The organism is Streptomyces sp. NPDC101152 (assembly GCF_044768275.1).
Classification (GTDB): domain Bacteria; phylum Actinomycetota; class Actinomycetes; order Streptomycetales; family Streptomycetaceae; genus Streptomyces.
The window spans coordinates 1-19,778 of record NZ_JBIWPO010000083.1 but is presented as its reverse complement, the minus strand read 5'-3'; the positions used below and the strand labels follow the sequence as shown (position 1 = coordinate 19,778).

Annotated in this window: 18 protein-coding genes and 2 pseudogenes; 8 read left to right on the top strand and 12 right to left on the bottom strand. The window is 68.0% G+C overall.

Annotated elements, in window-relative coordinates; all coding sequences use genetic code 11:
* The 4 genes from ACIRVK_RS43180 to ACIRVK_RS43165 form a co-directional block, all read left to right on the top strand.
* Positions 1 to 252 (top strand): helix-turn-helix domain-containing protein (locus ACIRVK_RS43180; RefSeq protein ID WP_404257274.1); only part of this gene is annotated, 252 nt, incomplete at its 5' end.
* 37 nt (positions 253 to 289) lie between these two features.
* Entirely contained in the window at positions 290 to 703 is a 414-nt protein-coding gene (locus tag ACIRVK_RS43175) for a transposase (RefSeq protein WP_404257272.1), read from the top strand.
* Complete coding sequence (locus ACIRVK_RS43170; protein ID WP_404257270.1) at positions 700 to 1,236, top strand: hypothetical protein; 537 nt, start codon at positions 700 to 702, stop codon at positions 1,234 to 1,236. Before ACIRVK_RS43175 ends, ACIRVK_RS43170 begins: the two co-directional genes overlap by 4 nt.
* 94 nt (positions 1,237 to 1,330) lie before the next feature.
* A complete protein-coding gene (locus ACIRVK_RS43165) occupies positions 1,331 to 1,603 on the top strand; it encodes a DUF3761 domain-containing protein (RefSeq protein ID WP_404257268.1) in 273 nt (90 codons plus the stop codon).
* A gap of 70 nt (positions 1,604 to 1,673) precedes the next feature.
* Here ACIRVK_RS43165 and ACIRVK_RS43160 read toward each other — a convergent pair.
* The 10 genes and pseudogenes from ACIRVK_RS43160 to ACIRVK_RS43115 all read right to left on the bottom strand — a co-directional run bounded on the left by ACIRVK_RS43160 (position 1,674) and on the right by ACIRVK_RS43115 (position 13,497).
* Positions 1,674 to 3,219: pseudogene (locus ACIRVK_RS43160) on the bottom strand (amino acid permease).
* Positions 3,220 to 3,284: 65 nt separating this feature from the next.
* Positions 3,285 to 4,556 carry an MDR family MFS transporter gene (locus ACIRVK_RS43155; RefSeq protein WP_404257266.1) on the bottom strand — a complete coding sequence of 424 codons (1,272 nt, stop codon included), beginning with the start codon at positions 4,554 to 4,556 and terminating at the stop codon, positions 3,285 to 3,287.
* Between the two features lie 8 nt (positions 4,557 to 4,564).
* Positions 4,565 to 4,864, bottom strand: a complete 300-nt coding sequence (locus ACIRVK_RS43150; protein WP_404257264.1) for an antibiotic biosynthesis monooxygenase family protein — start codon at positions 4,862 to 4,864, stop codon at positions 4,565 to 4,567.
* Between the two features lie 11 nt (positions 4,865 to 4,875).
* The gene (locus ACIRVK_RS43145; RefSeq protein WP_404257262.1) at positions 4,876 to 6,069 is read right to left on the bottom strand and encodes an acetyl-CoA carboxylase biotin carboxylase subunit family protein; all 1,194 of its coding nucleotides are present in this window, start codon (positions 6,067 to 6,069) and stop codon (positions 4,876 to 4,878) included.
* Positions 6,066 to 7,355, bottom strand: a complete 1,290-nt coding sequence (locus ACIRVK_RS43140; protein ID WP_404257260.1) for an ATP-grasp domain-containing protein — start codon at positions 7,353 to 7,355, stop codon at positions 6,066 to 6,068. The genes ACIRVK_RS43145 and ACIRVK_RS43140 overlap by 4 nt, the downstream gene beginning before the upstream one ends.
* On the bottom strand, positions 7,352 to 8,698 hold the full coding sequence (locus ACIRVK_RS43135; protein WP_404257258.1) for a hypothetical protein: 1,347 nt from the start codon (positions 8,696 to 8,698) through the stop codon (positions 7,352 to 7,354). Before ACIRVK_RS43135 ends, ACIRVK_RS43140 begins: the two co-directional genes overlap by 4 nt.
* Positions 8,695 to 9,936, bottom strand: coding sequence for an acetyl-CoA carboxylase biotin carboxylase subunit family protein (locus tag ACIRVK_RS43130; protein ID WP_404257256.1), 1,242 nt, complete (start codon positions 9,934 to 9,936; stop codon positions 8,695 to 8,697). Before ACIRVK_RS43130 ends, ACIRVK_RS43135 begins: the two co-directional genes overlap by 4 nt.
* A gap of 28 nt (positions 9,937 to 9,964) precedes the next feature.
* The gene (locus ACIRVK_RS43125; protein ID WP_404257254.1) at positions 9,965 to 11,302 is read right to left on the bottom strand and encodes a coproporphyrinogen-III oxidase family protein; all 1,338 of its coding nucleotides are present in this window, start codon (positions 11,300 to 11,302) and stop codon (positions 9,965 to 9,967) included.
* Positions 11,303 to 11,365: 63 nt separating this feature from the next.
* On the bottom strand, positions 11,366 to 12,961 hold the full coding sequence (locus tag ACIRVK_RS43120) for a tryptophan halogenase family protein (RefSeq protein WP_404257252.1): 1,596 nt from the start codon (positions 12,959 to 12,961) through the stop codon (positions 11,366 to 11,368).
* 71 nt (positions 12,962 to 13,032) lie between these two features.
* Positions 13,033 to 13,497, bottom strand: coding sequence for a flavin reductase family protein (locus ACIRVK_RS43115; protein ID WP_404257250.1), 465 nt, complete (start codon positions 13,495 to 13,497; stop codon positions 13,033 to 13,035).
* A 475-nt stretch (positions 13,498 to 13,972) separates the two neighbouring features.
* Here ACIRVK_RS43115 and ACIRVK_RS43110 point away from each other — a divergent pair, with 475 nt between their 5' ends.
* From ACIRVK_RS43110 to ACIRVK_RS43095, 4 genes are all read left to right on the top strand, one after another.
* Positions 13,973 to 14,632 carry a hypothetical protein gene (locus ACIRVK_RS43110; RefSeq protein ID WP_404257248.1) on the top strand — a complete coding sequence of 220 codons (660 nt, stop codon included), beginning with the start codon at positions 13,973 to 13,975 and terminating at the stop codon, positions 14,630 to 14,632.
* Positions 14,629 to 15,291 (top strand): hypothetical protein, encoded by a 663-nt coding sequence (locus ACIRVK_RS43105; RefSeq protein ID WP_404257247.1) that lies wholly within the window; start codon positions 14,629 to 14,631, stop codon positions 15,289 to 15,291. Before ACIRVK_RS43110 ends, ACIRVK_RS43105 begins: the two co-directional genes overlap by 4 nt.
* A gap of 101 nt (positions 15,292 to 15,392) precedes the next feature.
* On the top strand, positions 15,393 to 16,733 hold the full coding sequence (locus ACIRVK_RS43100; RefSeq protein WP_404257246.1) for a hypothetical protein: 1,341 nt from the start codon (positions 15,393 to 15,395) through the stop codon (positions 16,731 to 16,733).
* Positions 16,734 to 16,768: 35 nt separating this feature from the next.
* Positions 16,769 to 18,076, top strand: a complete 1,308-nt coding sequence (locus ACIRVK_RS43095) for a cation:proton antiporter (protein WP_404257245.1) — start codon at positions 16,769 to 16,771, stop codon at positions 18,074 to 18,076.
* Between the two features lie 411 nt (positions 18,077 to 18,487).
* Here the strand turns inward: ACIRVK_RS43095 and ACIRVK_RS43090 are convergent, their stop codons facing one another.
* Both ACIRVK_RS43090 and ACIRVK_RS43085 read right to left on the bottom strand, forming a co-directional pair.
* A complete protein-coding gene (locus ACIRVK_RS43090; protein WP_404257244.1) occupies positions 18,488 to 19,087 on the bottom strand; it encodes a hypothetical protein in 600 nt (199 codons plus the stop codon).
* Between the two features lie 307 nt (positions 19,088 to 19,394).
* Positions 19,395 to 19,671, bottom strand: a pseudogene (locus ACIRVK_RS43085) (VapC toxin family PIN domain ribonuclease); the annotation flags it as partial.
* Positions 19,672 to 19,778 lie beyond the last annotated feature (107 nt).

Sequence of the window (19,778 nt, the reverse complement as noted above, 5' to 3'; positions counted from 1 at the left end):
AGTGCGGGCTCGCTGTGGTTCATCAAGGCTGGACGCATGCTCTTGCCCGACAGACCGGTCGACGACCGATACCTCACCCAGAACGACCGCATCGCAATCGCCGAGGGCCTGCGTGCCGGCCGTACGGCTGCGGTGATCGCCGAGGAAATCGGCAAGCACCGCTCCACCGTCTACCGCGAGATCTCCCGCGGCCGAGGCGGCCCCGAGGGCACCCTCTCTGTCAAAGTAGATCGAGTCAGGCATAGTGGATAATTCATTGAGTCGAGGGCGGAGAAGGAGTAGTGCCCGGGTGGCCAGCACGAATGACCACGGGACCCCTGATCCGCAGGTAGAAGCCCGTTCGACCGGTCCGCGCCGGTATACCGCGGAGTACAAGGCGAGGATCCTCGCGGAGTACGAGACGTTGGACAAGAAGGGTAAGGGCGCTCTGCTGCGGTGGGAGGGCCTGTACTCGTCGCTGATTACGACGTGGCGGCAGCAGCGGGACAAGGGTGCCCTGGACGCGCTCGCCGCGTCGGCTGGACGGCCGAAGGCGGATCCCAGGGACAAGGAGATCGAGAAGCTCAAGGCGGAGAAAGCCCGCCTGGAAGCCGACCTCGCGAAGGCCCGCACGGTCATCGAGGTCCAGGGAAAACTCTCCGCCCTGCTCGACCAGTTCGCCACGGACAGCGCCCCGACCCGGAACGGCGAGAAGAACCAGTGACCGAAGCCCAGCTCGCGGCCGTGGCGTTCAACACCGCCCGCAACCAGGCCCTTGAAGAGCTCACCGGGCTGCTCGGACGCGTCCAGGCATGCGCCGCTCTCGGCGTGAGCCGTGCCACCTACTACCGCCAACACCGCCGAAGCCCCGCCCCGCTCAAGCCGCGGGGGGAACGGCGCCGACACGCCCGCGCTCTCACACCCGAGGAGGAGATACGGGTCCTCGACGTGCTCCATTCCCCGGAGTTCGCCGACATGGCGCCCGCCGAGATCTACGCGGTGCTCCTGGACCGGGGTGTCTACCTGTGCTCGGAGTCGACGATGTACCGGCTCCTGCGACGGCACGGAGAGGTCCGTGAACGCCGCCGCCAGGCCGTCCACCCGCCCCGGACCGTTCCCGAGCTGGTCGCCGAGGGCCCCAACCGGGTATGGAGATCTACCTGCCTTGATCGCTTTGACAGGTTCCGCGGCAAGCACCGTTGCAGTACTACGAGTGGATCCTTGAGCCCTTCAGCCGGACCCTGTAGGCGGCGGTGATCACGGGCGAGCCGCCGAATCCCCCGTACCGGCCAGCAAGCCGTTAAAACCGCAATAAACTCCCGCTGCACTTCGTCGCTTCAGGGGGATTCCTTTGCGTACACGACTTGCCGCCTCAGCTGTCGCCGTCGCCCTGGCGGGCGTCTTCTTCAGCGCGCCGGCCGCATCCGCGGCGACACCACTGCCGTCGACCAACACGGCCCACCACTGCATCCACCACACCACCGGACTGTGCGGCTGGACTCACCACCAGAAGCCGAACGACAAATACGAGACGGCGAAATGCAAGGACGCCTCCCTCTCGTACTCTCGGCACGCGCAGGGCACCTGCTCACACCACCGAGGCGTCCGGTACTGGTTCAAGTAGAGCACCCGGCTCCTGCGGGGCACGCTCACCCGTCTCGTCACCGTCGCTTCCAACTCGGAAGTTACACCGCTCACCGTACAAGGTGGAGGGGTTCCGTTCGAAGCTGAAACGGCTGGTGGAGCGGGGCTGGCTGGCCGAGGACGAGCCGTGGAGTGCCCCGAGAACCGCGACGACTGCGTGACGGAGCTACAGGCCCGTCACCCGAGCCTGATCGCACACGCCCGGCCCGACCAGTGATCACGGTCGACCCGACGTCGCACCAGCAGCGGGGCCGGCCGTCCGGGCCGGGCGTCCGGTGACCTGCGTACGTTGCCGACGGCGCGTCACCAGCACATAGGACAGCGCCACCACGGCGATGAAGGGCACGCCCGCCTGCCAGGCCAGGGAGAAGGCGTCCACGAAACCGGTCAGCACCAGGACGAGAAGGGTGAAGGCCATGGCCAGCGCCGTCGTGAACGGTGCCCCCGGCAGCCGAACCGTGGGTCTCAGCGCCGGATCCACGGATCCCGCCCGCCTGAAGGCGAGGTGTGTGGCGAAGATGAGCAGCCAGGTCACCATGCCGGTGAACAGGGCCGGCCGCGCCGAGAAGCACGGGAAACGCGGTGTCCGGCGACACGACGGACACGACAGAGGCGGCTATCAGCCCCACCGCGGACGCCAGCACGGCGGGCAGAGGGATCCTGCGGTCGCTGATGCGCCCGAGAGCGCGGGGCGCGTAGCCACTCAGCGACACGGAGTGCATCATCCGGGAGGCCACGTACAGGTTGATGTTGGCTGCGGACAACGCGGCCGTCAGCACCACGGTGTTCATGATGTCGGCGGCCGCGGGGACGCCGACGAGGCTGAAGAGACGGACGAAGGGGCTCTGCTGCACACAGGAGACCTGCACGGCCTCGGTCCAGGGCATGATCGACACGATCACGGCGGTCTCCAGGACGTAGAACAGCAACAGCCGCAACACGGCCCCTCGCGCTGCTCGGGGCACGTCCCGGCCGGGGTCCTTGGATTCGGCCGCCGTCATGGCCACGGCTTCGGTGCCGCCGTAGGCGAGCGTATTGACCGTCAGGGCAAGCAGCATCCCCTTGAGGCCGTTCGGGGCGAAGCCGCCGTGCTCCGTCCAGCCCCCCAGACCCGCCGCGGGATGCTCGCCCGCGCCGAAGAAGACGAAGGTCACGCCGAAGCCGATGAACAGGACGACGGCCAGCACCTTGATGAGGGCGAACCAGTACTCGACCTCACCGAACACGGACACCGCGCACAGTTCACGATGGTGATGAACAGGGTGAAGACCACCACTGGTACCCACAGGGGAAGATCCGGCCACCAGAAACGGAGGTAGATGCCGGCCGCCACGATCTCGCCGCCGACGGTGACGACCAGGCAACCCCAGTAGCACCATCTCTGCACGTAGCCGACCAGCGGTCCGAGGTACCGGTCGGCGAGCCAGCCGAAGCCTCCGGGTGCGCGGAGGTCATCTCGGCCAGCGCGTAGGCCAGGGCGATAGCGCACAGCGCTCCGACGAGGTACAGGACCGTCACCGACGGACCGGCCATCGACATGGCCAGTGACGAGCCGAGCAAGAGGCCGGTGCCCAAGGCGCCGCCGACGGCCAGCATGATGATTTGGCGGCTGCCGAGCGACCGGTCGAGTCCCCTGTCCTCTCTGCCCGCTGCGTTGTCAGTCATGGTCGAGCGGCTCCTTCACACGGGTCGCGTCGTCTGCTTGCGGGTGCACTGCGCTCACGGATGGCTCGCCCGAGTCCCCACTGCCCGGCGGCCACCACAGCACAGACGCCGAAGCAGGTCGCCCACAGCACCGTGGGCCCCGCGTGGGCGTACAGCTGAGTACCTGCGGCCGGGGCGACCACGGCGGCCAGCGCGTAGGCCGCGCCGAAGAGCCCGTTGTAGCGTCCGCGCAGATGCTCCGGTGAGAGATCGGCGACGATGGTCTGCACGACGGCCGCGATGGTGATCTCACCAGCCGTCCAGATGACCACCGTGACCGCGTAGCCGGCGAGGCTGGACATGTAGGCGCCCAGACCGAACCCGGTGCCCATCAGCAGGACACCGCAGGCGATGACAGCACTGTGGTCCTTCTGGCTGAGCCACTTGATGAGCAGGGGCTGTACGACGACCACGAGCACGCCGTTGACGGCGACGGCGAACCCGTAGTCGGCAGAGGTCAGTCCGCTGTCCACCATGGCGAGCGGCAGGGTGGAGCTGACCTGGAACTGTACGGACGCGTGCAGCAGGAGCAGCAGGACGTAGGCGACCATGACGCGGTCCCGCAGTACCTCCCGATAGCTGCCCGAGGGCTGTCGCGCGCTCTGCGCGGGACGTGGGTCATCGGCAGGCAGCCGCCACCAGACGAGCAGGCCGAACAGCACGCAGGTGACGGCGTCGATCCAGAAGAGCCACATGAAGCCGCGCTGCGCCAGCACGCCACCGAGGACGGAGGCGACGGAGAACCCGACGTTGACCGCCCAGTACAGAAGGCCGTAGGCGCGGGGCCGGTCCTCCTGCTTCACGGCGTCGGCGACGATCGCCCCCGAGGCGGGCTGGTAGAGCTGGAGGCACATGCCCGCGAGGAAGGCCGTGGCGAGCATGGGCGCAAGGCCACGGACGTAGCCGAGAGCCAACAGGGCGGCCCCCGCGGCGACCGGGCCGGTAGCGAAGGTCGCCCGGCGTCCCCACAGGTCGCTGAGGAACCCCCCGACCAACTGGGAGCAAGTATTGCCGAGGCCGAGCGCAGTGACGACGGCGCCTGCCCAGGTCACCGACATGGCGCGCTGGTCGGTGAGGTAGAGGGTGAGGAACGGGACCACCATGGTCCCGGCCCGGCTGACGAGAATGCCGGACCAGACCACCCAGTAGATGTGCGGCAGTCCTCCGAAGTGGGCGCGCAGGAAGCCGGCGACACGTCCGGACGGTGCGCTGCTCGGACGGTCGGCCATCGGTTTCGTCACCAAGGGAGCTGTTCCGGCCGGGCGTGTGTGAGCCGGGCATGGGAGACCCGGACCGAATCCGGATCGAGGCAAGCCATGAAGGAAGCCGCTCGCGGATCCGTCCGGATGGATTCGGCGGCGGCCAGGGCAGCGGCCAGGTCCTTCCACCACACCAGATCGACGCGGCTGCCGTCGGTGTCGACGGTCAGCACCTGCCGGGACAGGAAGCCGGGCTGTTCCGCCAGGAAGTCGCCCACGGACCGGACGGCCTCGTCGAATTGCGGCTCGCCCACCCCGTCGTGGGTGCGGAACGTCACGAGTTCAAGAATCACCGACTTGCCTGCCAATCGTCTTCTATGAGGAACTTCTCCGCGGACCCGTGATCCGGTGCCGTGAACAGGACGTGTCCGTGGCGCCGGTGGGGAAGTCTGATGTTGTCGAGCGCGTCGGGCTCTCGGCTGTCAGGTCCGGTGAGGACGACCTCCGCCTGGACGCCAGCAGGCAGGGCGGGCAGACGTTGTCCCATGCCGTCGGCGGTCCGGCCGAGGAATCGCACCCCTGCGATCCGGTGCGGGGCCACTGGTGTCCGGGGCACTTCCCCCGACAGCAGGGCGTCGTAAAACTGGCCGAACACCGCGATGTCCAGGGCCCGTTCCATGAGGAGGGGGATGAGGTCGCCGCCGAAGCGCGTGTGGATCTCGATGAGGTCGATGGCCTCGCTCGTCACCTTCACCTCGGCGTGGATCGGGGCGGTGCCGATACCGAGGGCGCCCACGACGTCCTGGAGGTAGGACGAGAAGCGGGGATCGTCCCGCTGTGCGCGGGCGGGCAGCACGTGCCCGGTCTCGTAGAAGGAGGGAAAGCCGCTCGTCTTCTTCTGCGTCACGGCGAGCAGATGGAAGGTCCCCGCCAGGCAGATGCCCTCCACGCTGTACTCGGTTCCGGCGATGAACTCCTCCAGCAGGAGGCGACGCCCGCGGTCCTGTTCCGCACGCGGATCGTCGAAGAGGTCCGCGTAGGACGCCACCTCCGCGTGATCCCGTACGGCACGTACGCCGATGCTGCCGGTCATGTCGACGGGCTTCACGACAAACGGGACAGGGAAGGTGGCCGCAGTACGGGGCAGGTCCGCCAGCGTGGTCAGGGCGGACCGCACGGTGGACAGCCCGTGGTCGACCAGTCTTTGCCGGGTGGCGCCCTTGTCCCGTATCAGGTCCTCCACCGCGCTCGGCTCACCTGGCAGGCCCAGTCGTTCCCGGACCCGCGCGGCGAGCGCGAGATGCAGCTCCGAGAAGGACAGAAGATGCTCCGGAGACACCGTGGCCGCCGCGTCCGTCACGTCGTCCGGCGTCATGTCGGAGACCTCGATCAGCCGGGACACCGGAAGCGTGCCGGGAACGACACCGAGGCCCTCCGCCCGGTCGACGAGTACGACGTCAAGGCCGCGCAACCGTGCCTGCACCACCGCTTCGTGCAGCGTGTACGACGTGCGGGGCACCCCCACGAGCGCTAGGTACGTCATACGACCTCCTCCAGTTCCGCCTTGAGAACGGCCCTGATCCGCTCGGCGGTGGCCTCCACACCGGACCGGCTCTCACCCTCCACGAGGAAGGCCGCGATGTGGTAGTCGGTGCCCTCCGGAAGCGTGACGAGGATGTCTCCCGGCTTCTTGATGACGTCCAGGAGGAGCACTCCGGGCAGTTCACGAGCCGCTTCCTCGCCCGTGATGCCGACGACTCGGCCCGGGCGTTCCACGTTGACCGCGCCGTACAGGCAGGCCCGGTCGGCGGCTGCCGAGGGTACATCGGGCAGGGTTCCCTCGACCATGAGCCGTACCAGGGCAGTCAGCGGATCCACGCCCGTCAGACGCTCCACGGCGAGAGGCGTGAGGAACCCCCCGGGTCGCAGCGCGCCTTCGATCACCACCGGCCCGCGGTCCCCGACACGGAGTTCCATGTGCGCCGCTCCTCTGGTCGCGCCCAGGGCCCGCGCGGCTTGCACCGCGACATCGACGGCCCGGGAGACGTCGGCGGGTGCAAGGGAGACGGGATGGACGCTGTGCACCTCGCCGAAGGTGGGACCGGCGGCCGGGTGCTTCTCGAAGACGCCGAGGACCGCGTGACCGTGCTCGGACAGCAGCAGGTCGATGTTGAGTTCGGCACCGCTGACGTACTCCTGGGCGAGGACCGTCGCCGTGTCGTCCGTGGGTGCGTAGAGGCCGGCGAGCCTGTTGTCCGACGCTTCGGCGCGGTAGAGCTGACGGATGACGGTCATGGCCGCTTCGAGTTCGGTTCGCGTGCGGACGAGCATGACCGACTGGCTGTTGGTGGACCGCGGGATCTTCACCACCATCCGGCCGTCGCCGCACTGCTCCAGCACCTCCGCGCCGGCGTCCGGATCCGCGGCGTCGAAGGTCCAGCTGCGGGGGTGGGGCACGCCTGCGTGCCGGAAGCGGGCGGAGGCGAGCGACTTGTCCCGAGCGGCGCGCGCGGCCTCCGGTGTGCAGCCGGGCAGGCCCAGAACCTCGGTGATGAGAGCGGCGGTCTCCACCGCGCCCTCCCACACGGAGAAGGCCGCGTCCAGGGGGGCGTCCTGATGCAGCTTCTGCGCGAGCGTCACGGCCTCGAAGGGGCTGCCGTAGGTGTGCACCACGACTCGGTCGGCAAGGGCCGGCGGCGCTGTCGGCTTCATGTCCGGGGCGGTGGGGACGAGCAGGACGACCTCGTCCGCCGCAGCCAGCAGGGAACGCAGCAGCCTCGGTGCGGCAGAGGAGTACAGCACGAGGACCCGTGTGCTTCGAACCGTCATAGTCCTTCGCTTCCAGACACCGCGAGTCCGGCAGGGGTGTGTTCGTCGAGCCGTTCACAGGCCGCGGGCGCGAAGAAGGCGCCCTGGTGGACGTTGGCGACCCCACCGGTTCCGGCGGGTACGCCGCGGGCGAGGAACCCCGCGAAGTGACCGTCCACGTAGAGGCAGCCGATGCCCACTTCGAAGGGCGCGCGTCCGTCGGGGACGGGAAGATCGAGGCTGCTGGGAGCCACGTGGTCCTGCAGGACGTGCGGACGGGCAAGCGCGGCACCGAGTCGTTCGTCCCACACGTCGGCCGGCACGGCCCGTCCGATGACCACGCCCTTGCCTCCGTAGCCGATCGCGGGCTTGAGCACGAGTCGCTCGCGTTCGGCGCGCGCCCAGGACACGGCATCCGGGGTGACCAGCCGGGTGGCCGCCACTCCCCCGGGCCCGTCGGGCGCGTGCTCGCCGTCCTCCATCGCCAGCATCGCCTTGTTGCCGAGCAGGCTGAAGACGGGCGGTGCCACATAGGCGGGTCCGCCGCGTGCGTGGCATGCCAGGGCCGCGTCGACGAATGCCCGGTAGCGGGGCGTGATGACCTCGTCGTAGGTGAAGCAGCCGTAGACGAGGTCGGCGCGTCGTCCGCCGGCCTCGGCGCGGGAACCCTCGAAGGAGATGTCCGAGGTGCGGGCCACCGTCGCGTCGAAGCCTTGGGCGGTCAGGTAGTGCGCGGCGTCATGGGGGATGGGGATGTCGGCCTCTTCGTCGGTGACGGCCAGGACGATCCGGGGGCGTGGCCCGCCCGGCGGCACGTCGGCGAGGCGCCGGAGGTGGCTCCCCCATGGCACGGCCGGCCTGGGCAGACGCATGTCGGGGGACGCCGAGCAGAACAGAGCGGCGGCGCCCGGCAGTTCGTCCACGACCTCGGCGTACCGGTCGAGGATGCCGATACCGCCGACCGTCGGGCCCACGTTCATCTCGACCAGGCGCGGCCCGTCAGGGCCTAGGACGAAGTCGGCGCGCGCGAAGGATGCGGCGATGTCCAGTGACGCGGGCGTGTGCATCGAGGCCAGCCATGACGCCTCGTCCGTGGGATATCCCAGGCCGTCGAGCGTGCTGCCGGAGCCGTCGGCGAGAGCACGGGACGCCCGGGCCCGGAGCCGTGCCATGCAGGTGCGTGTCGTGTCCCACATGACTCGTGCCGCGGCGGAGGAGACGACCAGGGGCGCGAGCGCGGGCCTGATGCGACGGTATCCCTCGTGGTGCGCTGCAAAGCGTGCGGGCAGCGCGGCGCTGAGCTGGATGAACGACGCGTCCCAGGCGGCATCCGGGACCAGCAGAGCCGGTTCGTTGCTCCTCATGTGGCGGACGCCCCCCTGGCACCCGCTTCCTCGGCTCGCGGCGACTGCGCCAGCAGGAAGTCGATGTTCTCCTGCACCGCACGGTGATCGGGGGCGGAGAAAAGGGCCCGCCCGGCGCGCCAGTACATCAGGCTCACGCCCTCGTAAGCGCGCAGTTTGGGTTCGGCGGTCGCGTCCACCTCCAGTTGTACGACTGCCTCGGGGTGCGGGAAGTCGTACGAGGCCCAGCGGAAGGGCGATCCGACGGGAGCGCTGAAGAATCCGACGCCCCAGAAGGCGTCATGGCCCTGATCACTCGACGCGGGCCGTGTCCCGTTGAGCATCGCGGCGAAGTAGGCCTCGAAGGGCCGTACGTCGCAGCTCTTCTCCAGCAGCCGCACGATGTCGTCGCCGCCGTAACGGGTGTGCAACTCGATGAGTTCGACGGCGTCGTCGGTCACTTTCAGTTCGGCGTGCACCGGAGAGGTCACGACGCCGAGCGCCGTGACGCAGCGTTGCAGGTAGTCGCGTACCCGCGGCTCCCACTGCGCGCTGTACGCGCTGGGCATGAGGTGACCCACCTCCACGTAGTGGGGGGATCCGGTGTTCACCTTGTCGGTCAGCGCGAACACGTGCAGTTCGCCGTCGACGACTAGGCCCTCGACGCTGATCTCGACGCCGGGTACGTAGCTTTCGACGAGCAGCCGGTGACGGTCGAAGCGCTGTGCCGTCTCGCGCTGGTACTGCTCGGTCAGCCGCTCCACGTCCGCGGGTGAGGCGACCAGCCGGACGCCGGCACTTCCCGTCAGTTGACGGGGCTTGACGACGACCGGCAGGTCGACGGCCGCGACGAGGTCGGCGACCTCGTCGAGCGTCGTCTCCCAGTGGTCGACCTGGGTCAACCCGTGCTTCTGCAGCACGGCTCGGGTGCGGAACTTGTCGGCGACGGTCAGCTCGGTGTCGGCTGCCGTGCCGGGATGGCCTACGGCCATGCGAACCCCGGCAGCGAGCTGCATGTTCAGCTCGGTGATCGACACGATGCAGTCGGGCCCGATCCTGTCCGCTGCCGCGACGAGTTCGGACTCGTCGAGCACGGGGACCGGGATGCGCTCGTACGACGGGTCGTCACCGAGGGAGCTCAGTGTGTCCGCGGTGTCGACCACATGCAGCCGAGCACCCAACCGCTCGGCGTCACGCGCCGCCGGCACGAGCTCGTGGCTGCTCCACGGGACACCGACCACCATGATTCGCCTGGCCATACTCCACTTTCCGTTCACGCGACGGAGGTCACAGGGTGACGCGATTCGAATAGTGCGACTCGAGTTCCTCGACCCAACTATCGTGGATCTCCCGTTGCGGGTCCTCGAAGAGGTCCACCGTGATGTTCGGGATCCACTCCTTGCCCTTGTCCGTGAGCCGCAGCTCGCCGTCACCGATGCATGCGTACCCCTGCTCCACGAGGTTGTCGAGGAAGACCCGGGTCCGCGCGTCGTCGGGGATGCGGTCCAGCGGCGTGCGGAAGAACTTGGGGAAGAACACCATGCCCCGGTTGCGGGGGTCCTCAAGGAGCGCCGACACCTTGTTGACCGGCAGCTTGCCCTCCTCGATCTGCTCCACGTAGGGGTCGGGGGCGAGCGTGTTGGCGTAGCTGTAGCCGTTCAGGTAGCCGCGGGCCGAGGCGCCGACGGCCAGGGTCTCGGCACGGTGCTCACCGAACCCGCCGCCCCACAGCAGGCGGTAGTACTCGGAGCCCTGGGGCTTCTTGGCGTACACGTGGTCGGTGACGTGGTGATAGCCGAGTTCTTTCATACGGCGCTGCACGAGCTGCCCCATTTGGGGCCGCATTTCTGCGGGCGGCCTGCGCGGGTACGTGCCCTTCTCCATGCCGAGGAACGTGCTCTTCGGCATGGCGTAGTAGGACATGTAGTAGTAGTCGACGCTGTCGAACCCGCAGTTGCCGAGTTCCTTCAGGTCGCGCTCCACCGCGGCCAGTGTCTGGCCGGGCATGTAGTACATCATGTCGACATTGATGTCCTCGAAGCCGAGCTCCTTCGCACGCTCGTTGGCCGTGAGGGCATCCTGGACCGTAGCGGCGATGTTCATCGTCATCCGCAGCGGCTCGTCGAACGTCTGGATGCCGTAGCTGAGCCGCTTGGTGCCCTGCGAGGCGAGGAACTCGAGCAGCTCCGGGTTGCACAGCCCGGCCGGCTCCCCTTCGAAGGTCCACTCGGCGTCGGGTTCGATGGCGAAGTTGCGGCGCAGCGCGTCGTACAGGCGCTTGATCTGCTGGACCGTGAGCAGCGAGGGGGACCCGCCGCCGAAATACACCGCGCGGAAGGTCATGCCCTGCACGTAGGGCAGACGGCCCAGCATCTCGATCTCCCGCAGCAGCGCGCCCACGTAGCGCTCGTACACGGAGACGTCGCGCTTGACGCGCACGTGGAAGGGGCAAAAGGTGCACCGCTTCTCGCAGTATGGGATGTGCAGGTAGAGCAGGTTGTCCGTGGCCTCCGGCTTGGGGCTGTCGAGCACCCGCAGGAAGTCGGAGAACGGGGCGACCTGCGGGTCGGTGTGCCGCTGCAGCGGGTAGAAGTGGTGCGTCACCGGCACCAGCGATTCGTACACGGCCGTGCTTCCCTCTTTTCGTGGCGTGGGGCGGATGGGAGCTGCGCTCGACGATCTCGGGTACTACTCCAGTCCGTGGAGGGACCGCAGGTAGCGGTAGTTGTCGCCGAGCCCCTCGGCGTGCAGTTGCTGCTCCTTGCGGACCATGCTGAAGAGCTGCTCGGCGCCGGCGACGGACTCAGGCCGGTGATCGAGGATCGGCAGGGGGTGGTCGGGCATGAGCCCGAGTCCGGCGAAGATGCAGTAGTAGCTGCCGTTGGTCCAGAAGTTGCGGAACTCCGCCCCGGGGTCGCCGTAGTAGGTGTCGGCCGTGGTGTACGGCTGGTTGATGGGCAGACCGGCCTTGTACGCCTCGACCTTCTCCAGGATGTTGTCGGTGAGCTTCAGCTCCTTGTTCGCGCGCCAGAACTCGGTGTCGTTGCGCGGCGAGAAGTAGAAGTGCGCCTGGATGAAGTCCCGCGTGTCGTCGAACATGAACTCGATCTCGCGGTTGAATCCGTCGATGAGGGCCTGGTCGAACCGGCGGTCGGGGAAGTGCTTGACCAGCTGGTAGATGGCTCCGTACGTGAAGTGGATGCCCGTCGACTCCAGCGGCTCCAGGAAGCAGGAGGCCAGGCCGACGCTCACGCAGTTGCGCACCCACGCACGGCGGTTGCGCCCCACGCGGAAGCGAATGCGGTTGACCTGGGTGGCGTCGGGATCCAGCCCCCACAGGCGGCACAGGTCCTCCGCGGCACGGTCGTGGTCCGCAAACTGGCTCGAGAACACGTAGCCGCTTCCGAACCGGCCGAGCAGCGGGATCTTCCACGTCCACCCGGACTCCATCGCGATGGCCGAGGTGTAGGGCTCGATGCCGTTCTTCTCGTCGTCGTGGGGGACGGCGGTGGCGACCGCGCTGTCGCACAGCAGGTGGTCGCTCATGTCGATGAAGGGCTCCTCCATGGCCTGGTTGATCAGCAGGCCACGGAAGCCGGAGCAGTCGATGAACAGGTCACCGGGCAGGGAGGGTCCGTTCTTCGTCCGCAGTTCGGTGAGAAACCCGCGCTCGTCCTTGAGGACCTCCGTCATCTCGTCCTGCACATGGACGACGCCCTGCTTGCCGGTCGCGTAACGGCGAAGGTAGTCCGCGACGAGGTGGGCGTCGAAGTGCCAGGCGTAACGGGTGGCAGGGCCGCCGTCGGCCCACCTGGGCGCCCGCTTGGCGTCCATCATCGCCGGCTCCTTGAAGCAGGCGTAGTCGAACGGGAGGTCGGTCTCGCCCAGGGCACACTTGCGGTACCAGTAGTGGGACAGCGGGATGCCGTCATGGTTCGGGAGAAGCCCGAACGGATGGTAGAAGTGGTCGCTGCGCCCCTCGTGGGGCCGGCCTTCGGCCTGCGCGGGGCCGGGCGTGCGCCAGTTGATGAATTTCACGGCCGTCTTGAAGGCCGCGTTGCACTCGCGCATCCACTCGTCCTCGGGGATACCGAGGTAGTTGAAGAAGGCGTTCTGCAGCAGGGGGATGGTGGCCTCACCCACACCGATCTTGGGTATGGAGGGCGCCTCCAGGACCGTGATGGTCGCCGTGCCCTGCAGCGCCTTGCCGAGGTACGAGGCGGTCATCCAACCGGCCGTCCCGCCGCCGAGGATCACGACGTTCCGAATCCTGTGATCTTCCATTTTCTTTCCCATCGCCAATGAGTGGACATGAAAGAGTCGGATGATCGGGCATGGCACCCGCAAATGATCGTTCAGCCTGTGTGGACTGGCCAGGAAGCGAACGTGCGCAGTCCGTACATCAGTGGCGAACCCTTCAACGTGCCGTCTATGCGAGTGACGCGCCCCAGAGTCAGAACGTGATCTCCGACTTCATGGGTCTCGGTCAGCGCGCATTCCGCCCAGGCGAAGGAGTCGTCCACCAGCCATGGAATTCCGGCGATCCCCGAAGGTTCCCAGCGCACTTGCTGGAAGCGATCAGGGACCGGAGTGGAGAATATCCTAGCTGCTCGCTCGCCCTTCTCATGGAGCAGGTTGACGCCGAATACCCGACTCCGGTGAATCGCGTCGAGCACGGGACTCCCGCTCTTCACGGACACCAGCAGGGTCGGCGGCTCCAAGGTGACACTGACGAGGGAGGAGCAGGTCAAGCCGTAGGGCTGCCCTGTCGCAGGACAGCGGGTGGTGATCACGGCAACACCGGTGGGGAAACCACTCATAAGGTCCGCACCGGCGCGCGGAGAAACGGAAACTCCAGCCGATGCCGAACCCAATCCGGGCATCAACTCCCCCATTCAGCACGACTGCGTCCTGATCAAGGTTCGCCACGGCGCAGATATGGCAGATCGTTCGGAACCCTGACGAGGGTTCTTTGCCGGTGCCACGCAGATCCCTCGTGCGCCGTACAGTTCGGGGACTGTACATAAAGGCGAGCAGGCCGCACAACATCCGCTGTCATTGCGCCAGAGTTTGGCCGAAACGCTTCGCGGTTTGCCCGGGACCGCGATGCCCCTGGTGTACTACCAGTTGCATCAGGGTAAGGTGCGCAGTTGCTGCTGGCGTATGCCACTCGCATGTCGGCGGTGCAGTGCTCGGGTGCGCCGGGATCGGACGGACTTCCCTTGCTGTGGCGCGCCCTGCGGGCTTATTCGCGTTAGTCAGCAAGTCGTCCAAGCCTGTTGAGGAGTATGTTCCATGACCCAGCCTGGCGTCGGGCCCTCGGCGCCGACCCTGCTCGGGCGGCAGCCAAGACCCCCTGCCCACACGGGTTTCGATCGACTGGCGGTCGTCGTGGCCGCCCCCGGCATGAAGCGTCTGGAGCTCGCCGTCGAGGACCGTCGTGGCAAGCTCGCCGAGGCGGCCGAGTACGCCCGCGAGAACGCGACGTGCTACTCGGACTGGTTCGCCCGGAACGGCCATGCCAGTCCCCTGGCCGGCCAGCTCCGGGCCGTCGCCGACGGGCGGCCCCTGCGTGGTCCCGCACCCGTGCGTGCGCTGCTGCACTGCGAGTTGTCCCACGGAGTGCTGATGGGCGTGCAGGACTTCGACGCGGTACGCGGCCCGATCCGGGTGGAGTACGCCGCGGCGGGCGACGAGTTCGCGGGCTTCCGGTCCACGGTGACGTGTGGTGCCGGCGAGCCTGTTCTGCGGGACGACGCCGGCATTTTCGCCTCGGTCTTCCAGGGACCCGACGCCCGGACCGGCATCACGCGGGGTACCGAGCGGCTCCTGTTCCTGATCTTCGACGCACCGGGCCTGAGTCCCGAACGGTTCGAAGCAGCGGTGCACGGTGTCTCGGCACTGCTCGATGAGGCGGGCGGAGCTCCTCGCGTCGAAAGAGTCGACCTCACATGAAAGTCAACGGCACGGTCCGCTCCGTCTGGGACGGGCTATTACCACCTGCGCATGAACGCCGAGTCCTCATCCACGTGTCCGACCGCGATCCGAGACCTGACGTCGTCACGGCCGCCCTCGACTGGCAGCAGGCCCGCATCGGATCGGTGTTCGTGTCCGTCGGAGCCGGACACGCCGGAAGCGCCGACGAGGCCGAACTGGTCCAATCCCTGCTGCACATGGGGTACTTGCCGCAACAGACCACGTTCTACACACCACGTGAGGTGCGCCGCCTGCCAGAGCTGGCCGGCATCGTCAGCGAGCTGTGGCGGCGTTCGGCGGACGATCGACTGCCCACACCGCCCGACGATCGGACCCCCGCTGTCGCCGAGCTCCTGGCGGTGGGCGCCACGGATACGTTCGGCATCCCCGACTCCTTGGTGGACGCCGCCCGTCACACCGCGGCCTGTCTGAACCGACTGCTCGGGTCCAGCGAACTACCGTTGGCGACCGCCGGATCGGCCTCCTTTCCCACGACGCACCCGAACGCTCCGGTGACTCTTTCTGGCACGGCTGATGCCCCGACGACGCGCCAGGACGCCCGTCGGCTGCTTCGCACCGGAGGGGTCCAAGTCACCCTGGAGTGCGACCAGTTGCTCAGTCTGCTCTGTGACATTTAGGAAGCGCGCGGCCTGAGGGGATCGAGCACGATCTTGCCGACGCCGGTCGGCAGCCCCCCGCAGGACCTTTGGTACGCCACCTTCTTACTCCTGGAGCCCCCATGAAGGCACCGTCGGTTGTCCGTGCTGTACTTGACTTCGACGTGGCGGAGTACGTCTCCACGACACGCGCGGTGGGAAGACATCACCTCGATCCCGAACTGCGCAACCGTATGGCTGAGTTGTATCTGGACCTGCGCGACGCGCTCCACGAGCCCGATGCCGTGTTCGACCGTCAGGAGCTGCGCGTGCTCCGCTTCGCCGAACTGGCGCTGCAAAGCGAGTGGAAGCTCGCCGATCCCTCGGGCGGCGCGGACTGCGCGGGCCTGCTGAACACGGTGAGCGGCCCCCGGGGCAAGCGCTACCAGCCCTACGCGAACGTGCGCCTGCTCAATCAGGTGCTCGGCACCCGACGCGGTTCCAGCGACGCGTCCATCGAGTACCGGTGCCGACAGACGCTGCGGTTCCTCGTCCGTTCCTGGCTGGAGTACGAACAACGCTCGTCGAACGGCACGGAGACGACATGGGGGTGGCAACGCCCGCTGACGCCGGACGCGATGAGCGAGCGCCTCGACCGCCTCGCGCGGCTGCGGCAGGACACCGCCGACTGGCCGTCACTGCCGCGGCCGCACCCTGTTCCTCCCGCTCGCTGGCACCACTACGTGGGCGACGCGGGGCGCAGCGACACCCTCGAGTACCTGGTGAACCTGCCCCAGACGCAGCATCACGACGAGAACGCGTTCCTCCGGGTCATCCACCTGACCGAGGTGACGACGTCCGGCATTCTGGCCCGCACGCTCGGAGCCAAGACATGGCTGGAGGCGGGAAGGCTGCGGGAGGCCGCGATGTGCCTGGAGCGCGCCGCCGCCCTGGCGTCCCTGCAGCTGGACGTGATGCGGGTGCTGCGCCGGACCATGTCGGTGGAGAACTTCCTGGGCTTCCGCAAGGAGACCGGAGACGCGAGCGCGGTCCAGATGACCTCCTCGCAGGCCCTGCACGTGCACCTTCTCGGCGTCCACCCGCTCAAGGTGGAGGCCCTCGAAAGGGTCCCCGAGAACGCCTTCCTGCTCTTCCACCTCAACGACCGCTTCCGCCCCCTGCGCTCCCTCCTGCATGAGCTCCCCCGTGACTGCGACGACTCCGCCCAGGTGCTGGCCGCGGCGCGTGAGCTCGACGAGACGCTGTACGCCTGGCGTCGGCTGCACCTCGGCCTCGCTCATCGCTACCTGCCGAAGGACTCCATGGGCTCGGGAGGCACCTCCGGAGCGCCGTACCTGGCCGGCTTCTACCAGGACCGACTCTTCCACGCAGGCGAGTTGACCCCGCACCCGGTACCTGTCATCGCGCCCGCCCTCGAGGGGCGACCGGTGTGGGCGCGTGCGATCTTCTCCCCCATGAACTGAACGGGCCAGGTTGGCTCAGAGCACGAGGAGAAACTGTGTCCAACGCCGAACAGATAACCCGCCTTCTGGTCTCGTTGCCCGTGGTGATCCTTGCGTGCCGTGCCGGGGCCACGGTGTTGCGGCGTCTCAGGCAGCCGCCCGTCGTGGGCGAGATCGCCGTCGGCATCCTCCTGGGCCCGTCACTCCTTGACCGGCTCTGGCCACAGGGCCGTGAATACCTCTTCCCCCAGGGCGTCATCGACCACATCGAGGTGCTCGGGCAGCTGGGGCTGCTCGCCTTCATGTTCTTCGTCGGCCTGGAACTGGACCTGGACCGCCTCCGGGGAAACGGGCGCGCTGCCGTCGTCGTCAGCCAGTGCAGCATCCTCGTGCCCCTGCTGCTGGGGTCGTTGCTGGCCCTGGCCATGTATGGCTCACTGGCACCTCACGGCGTCGGCAAGGGCGCGTTCGTGCTCTTCGTTGCCGTCGCGCTGAGTGTCACGGCCTTCCCGGTACTGGCTCGCATTCTCATCGACGACGGGCTCTACCACACTCGGCTAGGCAGCTTGGCCATGACCTGCGCCGCCGCGAATGACGTCATGGCCTGGTGTCTCCTCGCCGTGATGGTCGCGGTCGCGACCGGCGGCACCCCACTCGCGTTCCTGACCACCCTGGCCCTGCTCGTGGGCTACTTCGGTGTGATGCTGCGGGTGGTGCGACCCACACTCGCCCGGGCGAGCCGGCTAGGGCGGTTCAGCGTGGGAGGAGAGAACCACGAAGGCCTCGTACTGGTTCTGCTGTTCAGCGGGCTGTGTCTGTCAGCGTGGTCGACCGACGCCATAGGGGTGCACGCCATCTTCGGCGCCTTCCTCTTCGGCCTCGTCGTGCCACGGCGAACGGTCGTGGTGGAGCGGGCCGCGGCCCGGCTGCGCTCGGTCACCGAACCCCTGCTGCTCCCGCTGTTCTTCGTGACGACAGGTCTTCACACGGACATCGGACTCCTCGCCTCCGATCCGCAGCAGTGGTTGTGGTTCAGTGCCGTGCTCTTCGTGGCCGTCGTGGGCAAGTGGGGCGGCGGCGGGGGCGCCGCACGTCTGAGCGGCATGCCGTGGCGGGAGTCACTCGTCCTCGGCGCGCTGCTGAACTGCCGGGGGCTGACCGAGCTCATCGTCCTGAACGTCGGCCTCGATCTGGGGGTGATCTCCGAGAATATGTTCACCATGCTGGTTCTGGTGGCCATGATCACCACCGCAGTCACCTCTCCGGCTGTCAGAGCGCTCGGTACGGGGACGCCCACCGTGCCCGCCCATGAGGAAGAGGGGATCACCGCGCGGGAGGTTCCTGAGCGTTCCCAGCCAGGGTGACCGGGGGGTGCCTGTTGAGTCGGCACGGGCAACAGATCAAGCAATGCCGGAGGATGCGCATATGACGGTGGAGGCCAGCACGCAGCAGCAGGAGGATGAGCGCGTCGTCGCGGGGCGGGTGTGGACGGTGCGCCTGGACCCTACGGCCGCCCCGGGGAACCGACGAAATGCGGCTCCAGAGGTGACGGAATGGGCCGAGAGGGTCAGCGGGCCGTCCGGCCGCCGCGCGTTCGTCGGCGCTCGCGTCGTGCCGGGTTCCCAGACTGGGAACGTGCGACCTGCTCGGGGATCTTGGGACGCTCCTGGAAAGTGAACTCCGTGGCCAGAGCCAGAGCCCGGCGGGCCTCCTCGGTTGTGATGGAGGGCTGATTGCACCGTCGCGCATGACCGTGGACGGCCCGGACGAAGCTCTCAACCCACGGTGAACCGTGCACGCTTGGCCAGGCCGTCGCGGTCGTCGATGGTCTCGGTGATCTCGCCGAGCCAGTACGCCGCCCAGCTGTCCAGGACGATGCCGTCGCGGTCCTCCAGGAGCAGCCGGCCGATTTGCCGGGCGATGGGGAAGCGTCGCTCCTGGACGAGCAGCAGGGCCCGTTCGGCCCGCTCTTCGGCCACTGCGCGATCCTGGTGTTCACGAGCGACCTCGGAGGTTCGGCGCTCGCCGGGCTCGCGAACCTGCTCGGCCTTCAGCCGCCGCGCCTCTTGGTAGGCGCCCTGCTTGGAGGTCACGCACAGTGCTTCGGCGAAGTGGTTCCAGGGCACGCCGGCGGCCCGACCGTCCTCGATCGCCTTGAGCTGCCCGGCGTCGGCCTGCTCGCGCAGGTACTGCCACAACTTCGCGCGCAACACCGCGGCCTCACTCACCACGTTGACCAGGCTCTCCTTCGGCTGCTTCAACTTGCCAGCCCACGTCTGCGCGTGTTCCAGCACGAGGTAGAGCACCTCCGAAGCCGGGAACCGCTCGAGCGCTGGGTCCCCGCCCAACTCGTGCAGCTCCCGCAGCCGGTTCACGATCCGACCGGCCTTGATCTCCCCCAGACAGATCGGCGGGCGCTTCGGACGGGGTCTCGCGGCAGCCCTCCCGAAGGCAATCCGAAAAGGTCAGTAACCCCGGCCTGTCGTGACGGATTCAGCCTCCGTGGCACTCGCCATTGGCCCTCGCCACGCGGCGCCGGCTTGGACGTTGACGTGGATGAGCAGGAGACGAGCCCTCAACCCGCCGTTTCCCGGCGACGAAGGCCATCCGTCCTGCACGCATCTCCTCGTGGGCGGTCCTCAAGTCCCTGCGGGAGCGGGCTTGACCGCGGAGGATCCTGGATCAGAGGGGAAGGTCGTCGGGGAGTACTCGGAACGCCTTGTGACGGCCCAACAGGCGTACGGCCCGGAAGTCTCGTCGGTCGAGGGTGAGAATCGCGTCCGTGTCGTAGTCGGCGGCGAGTGCCACGTTCACGGCGTCGGCGAGGTCGAGGTCCAGCGCGCGGTAACGGACACGGACGGACTGGGCTGCGCCCAGGTGGTTTCTCCATGATCTCCGGCAGGACGACACGACCCCGGCTCATCCAGCGCCGCAGGTCGTCAACCGCGCTGACGGCAGCCCCCTGCCGAACTACTGAGCTTTTCAGGTTGGGTTCGGTTGGTGTGAAGTGATGGTCAGTCCGGTCTCGGTGAGGCAGCCGTCAATGAGTTCGGGATGGCGCTGGAT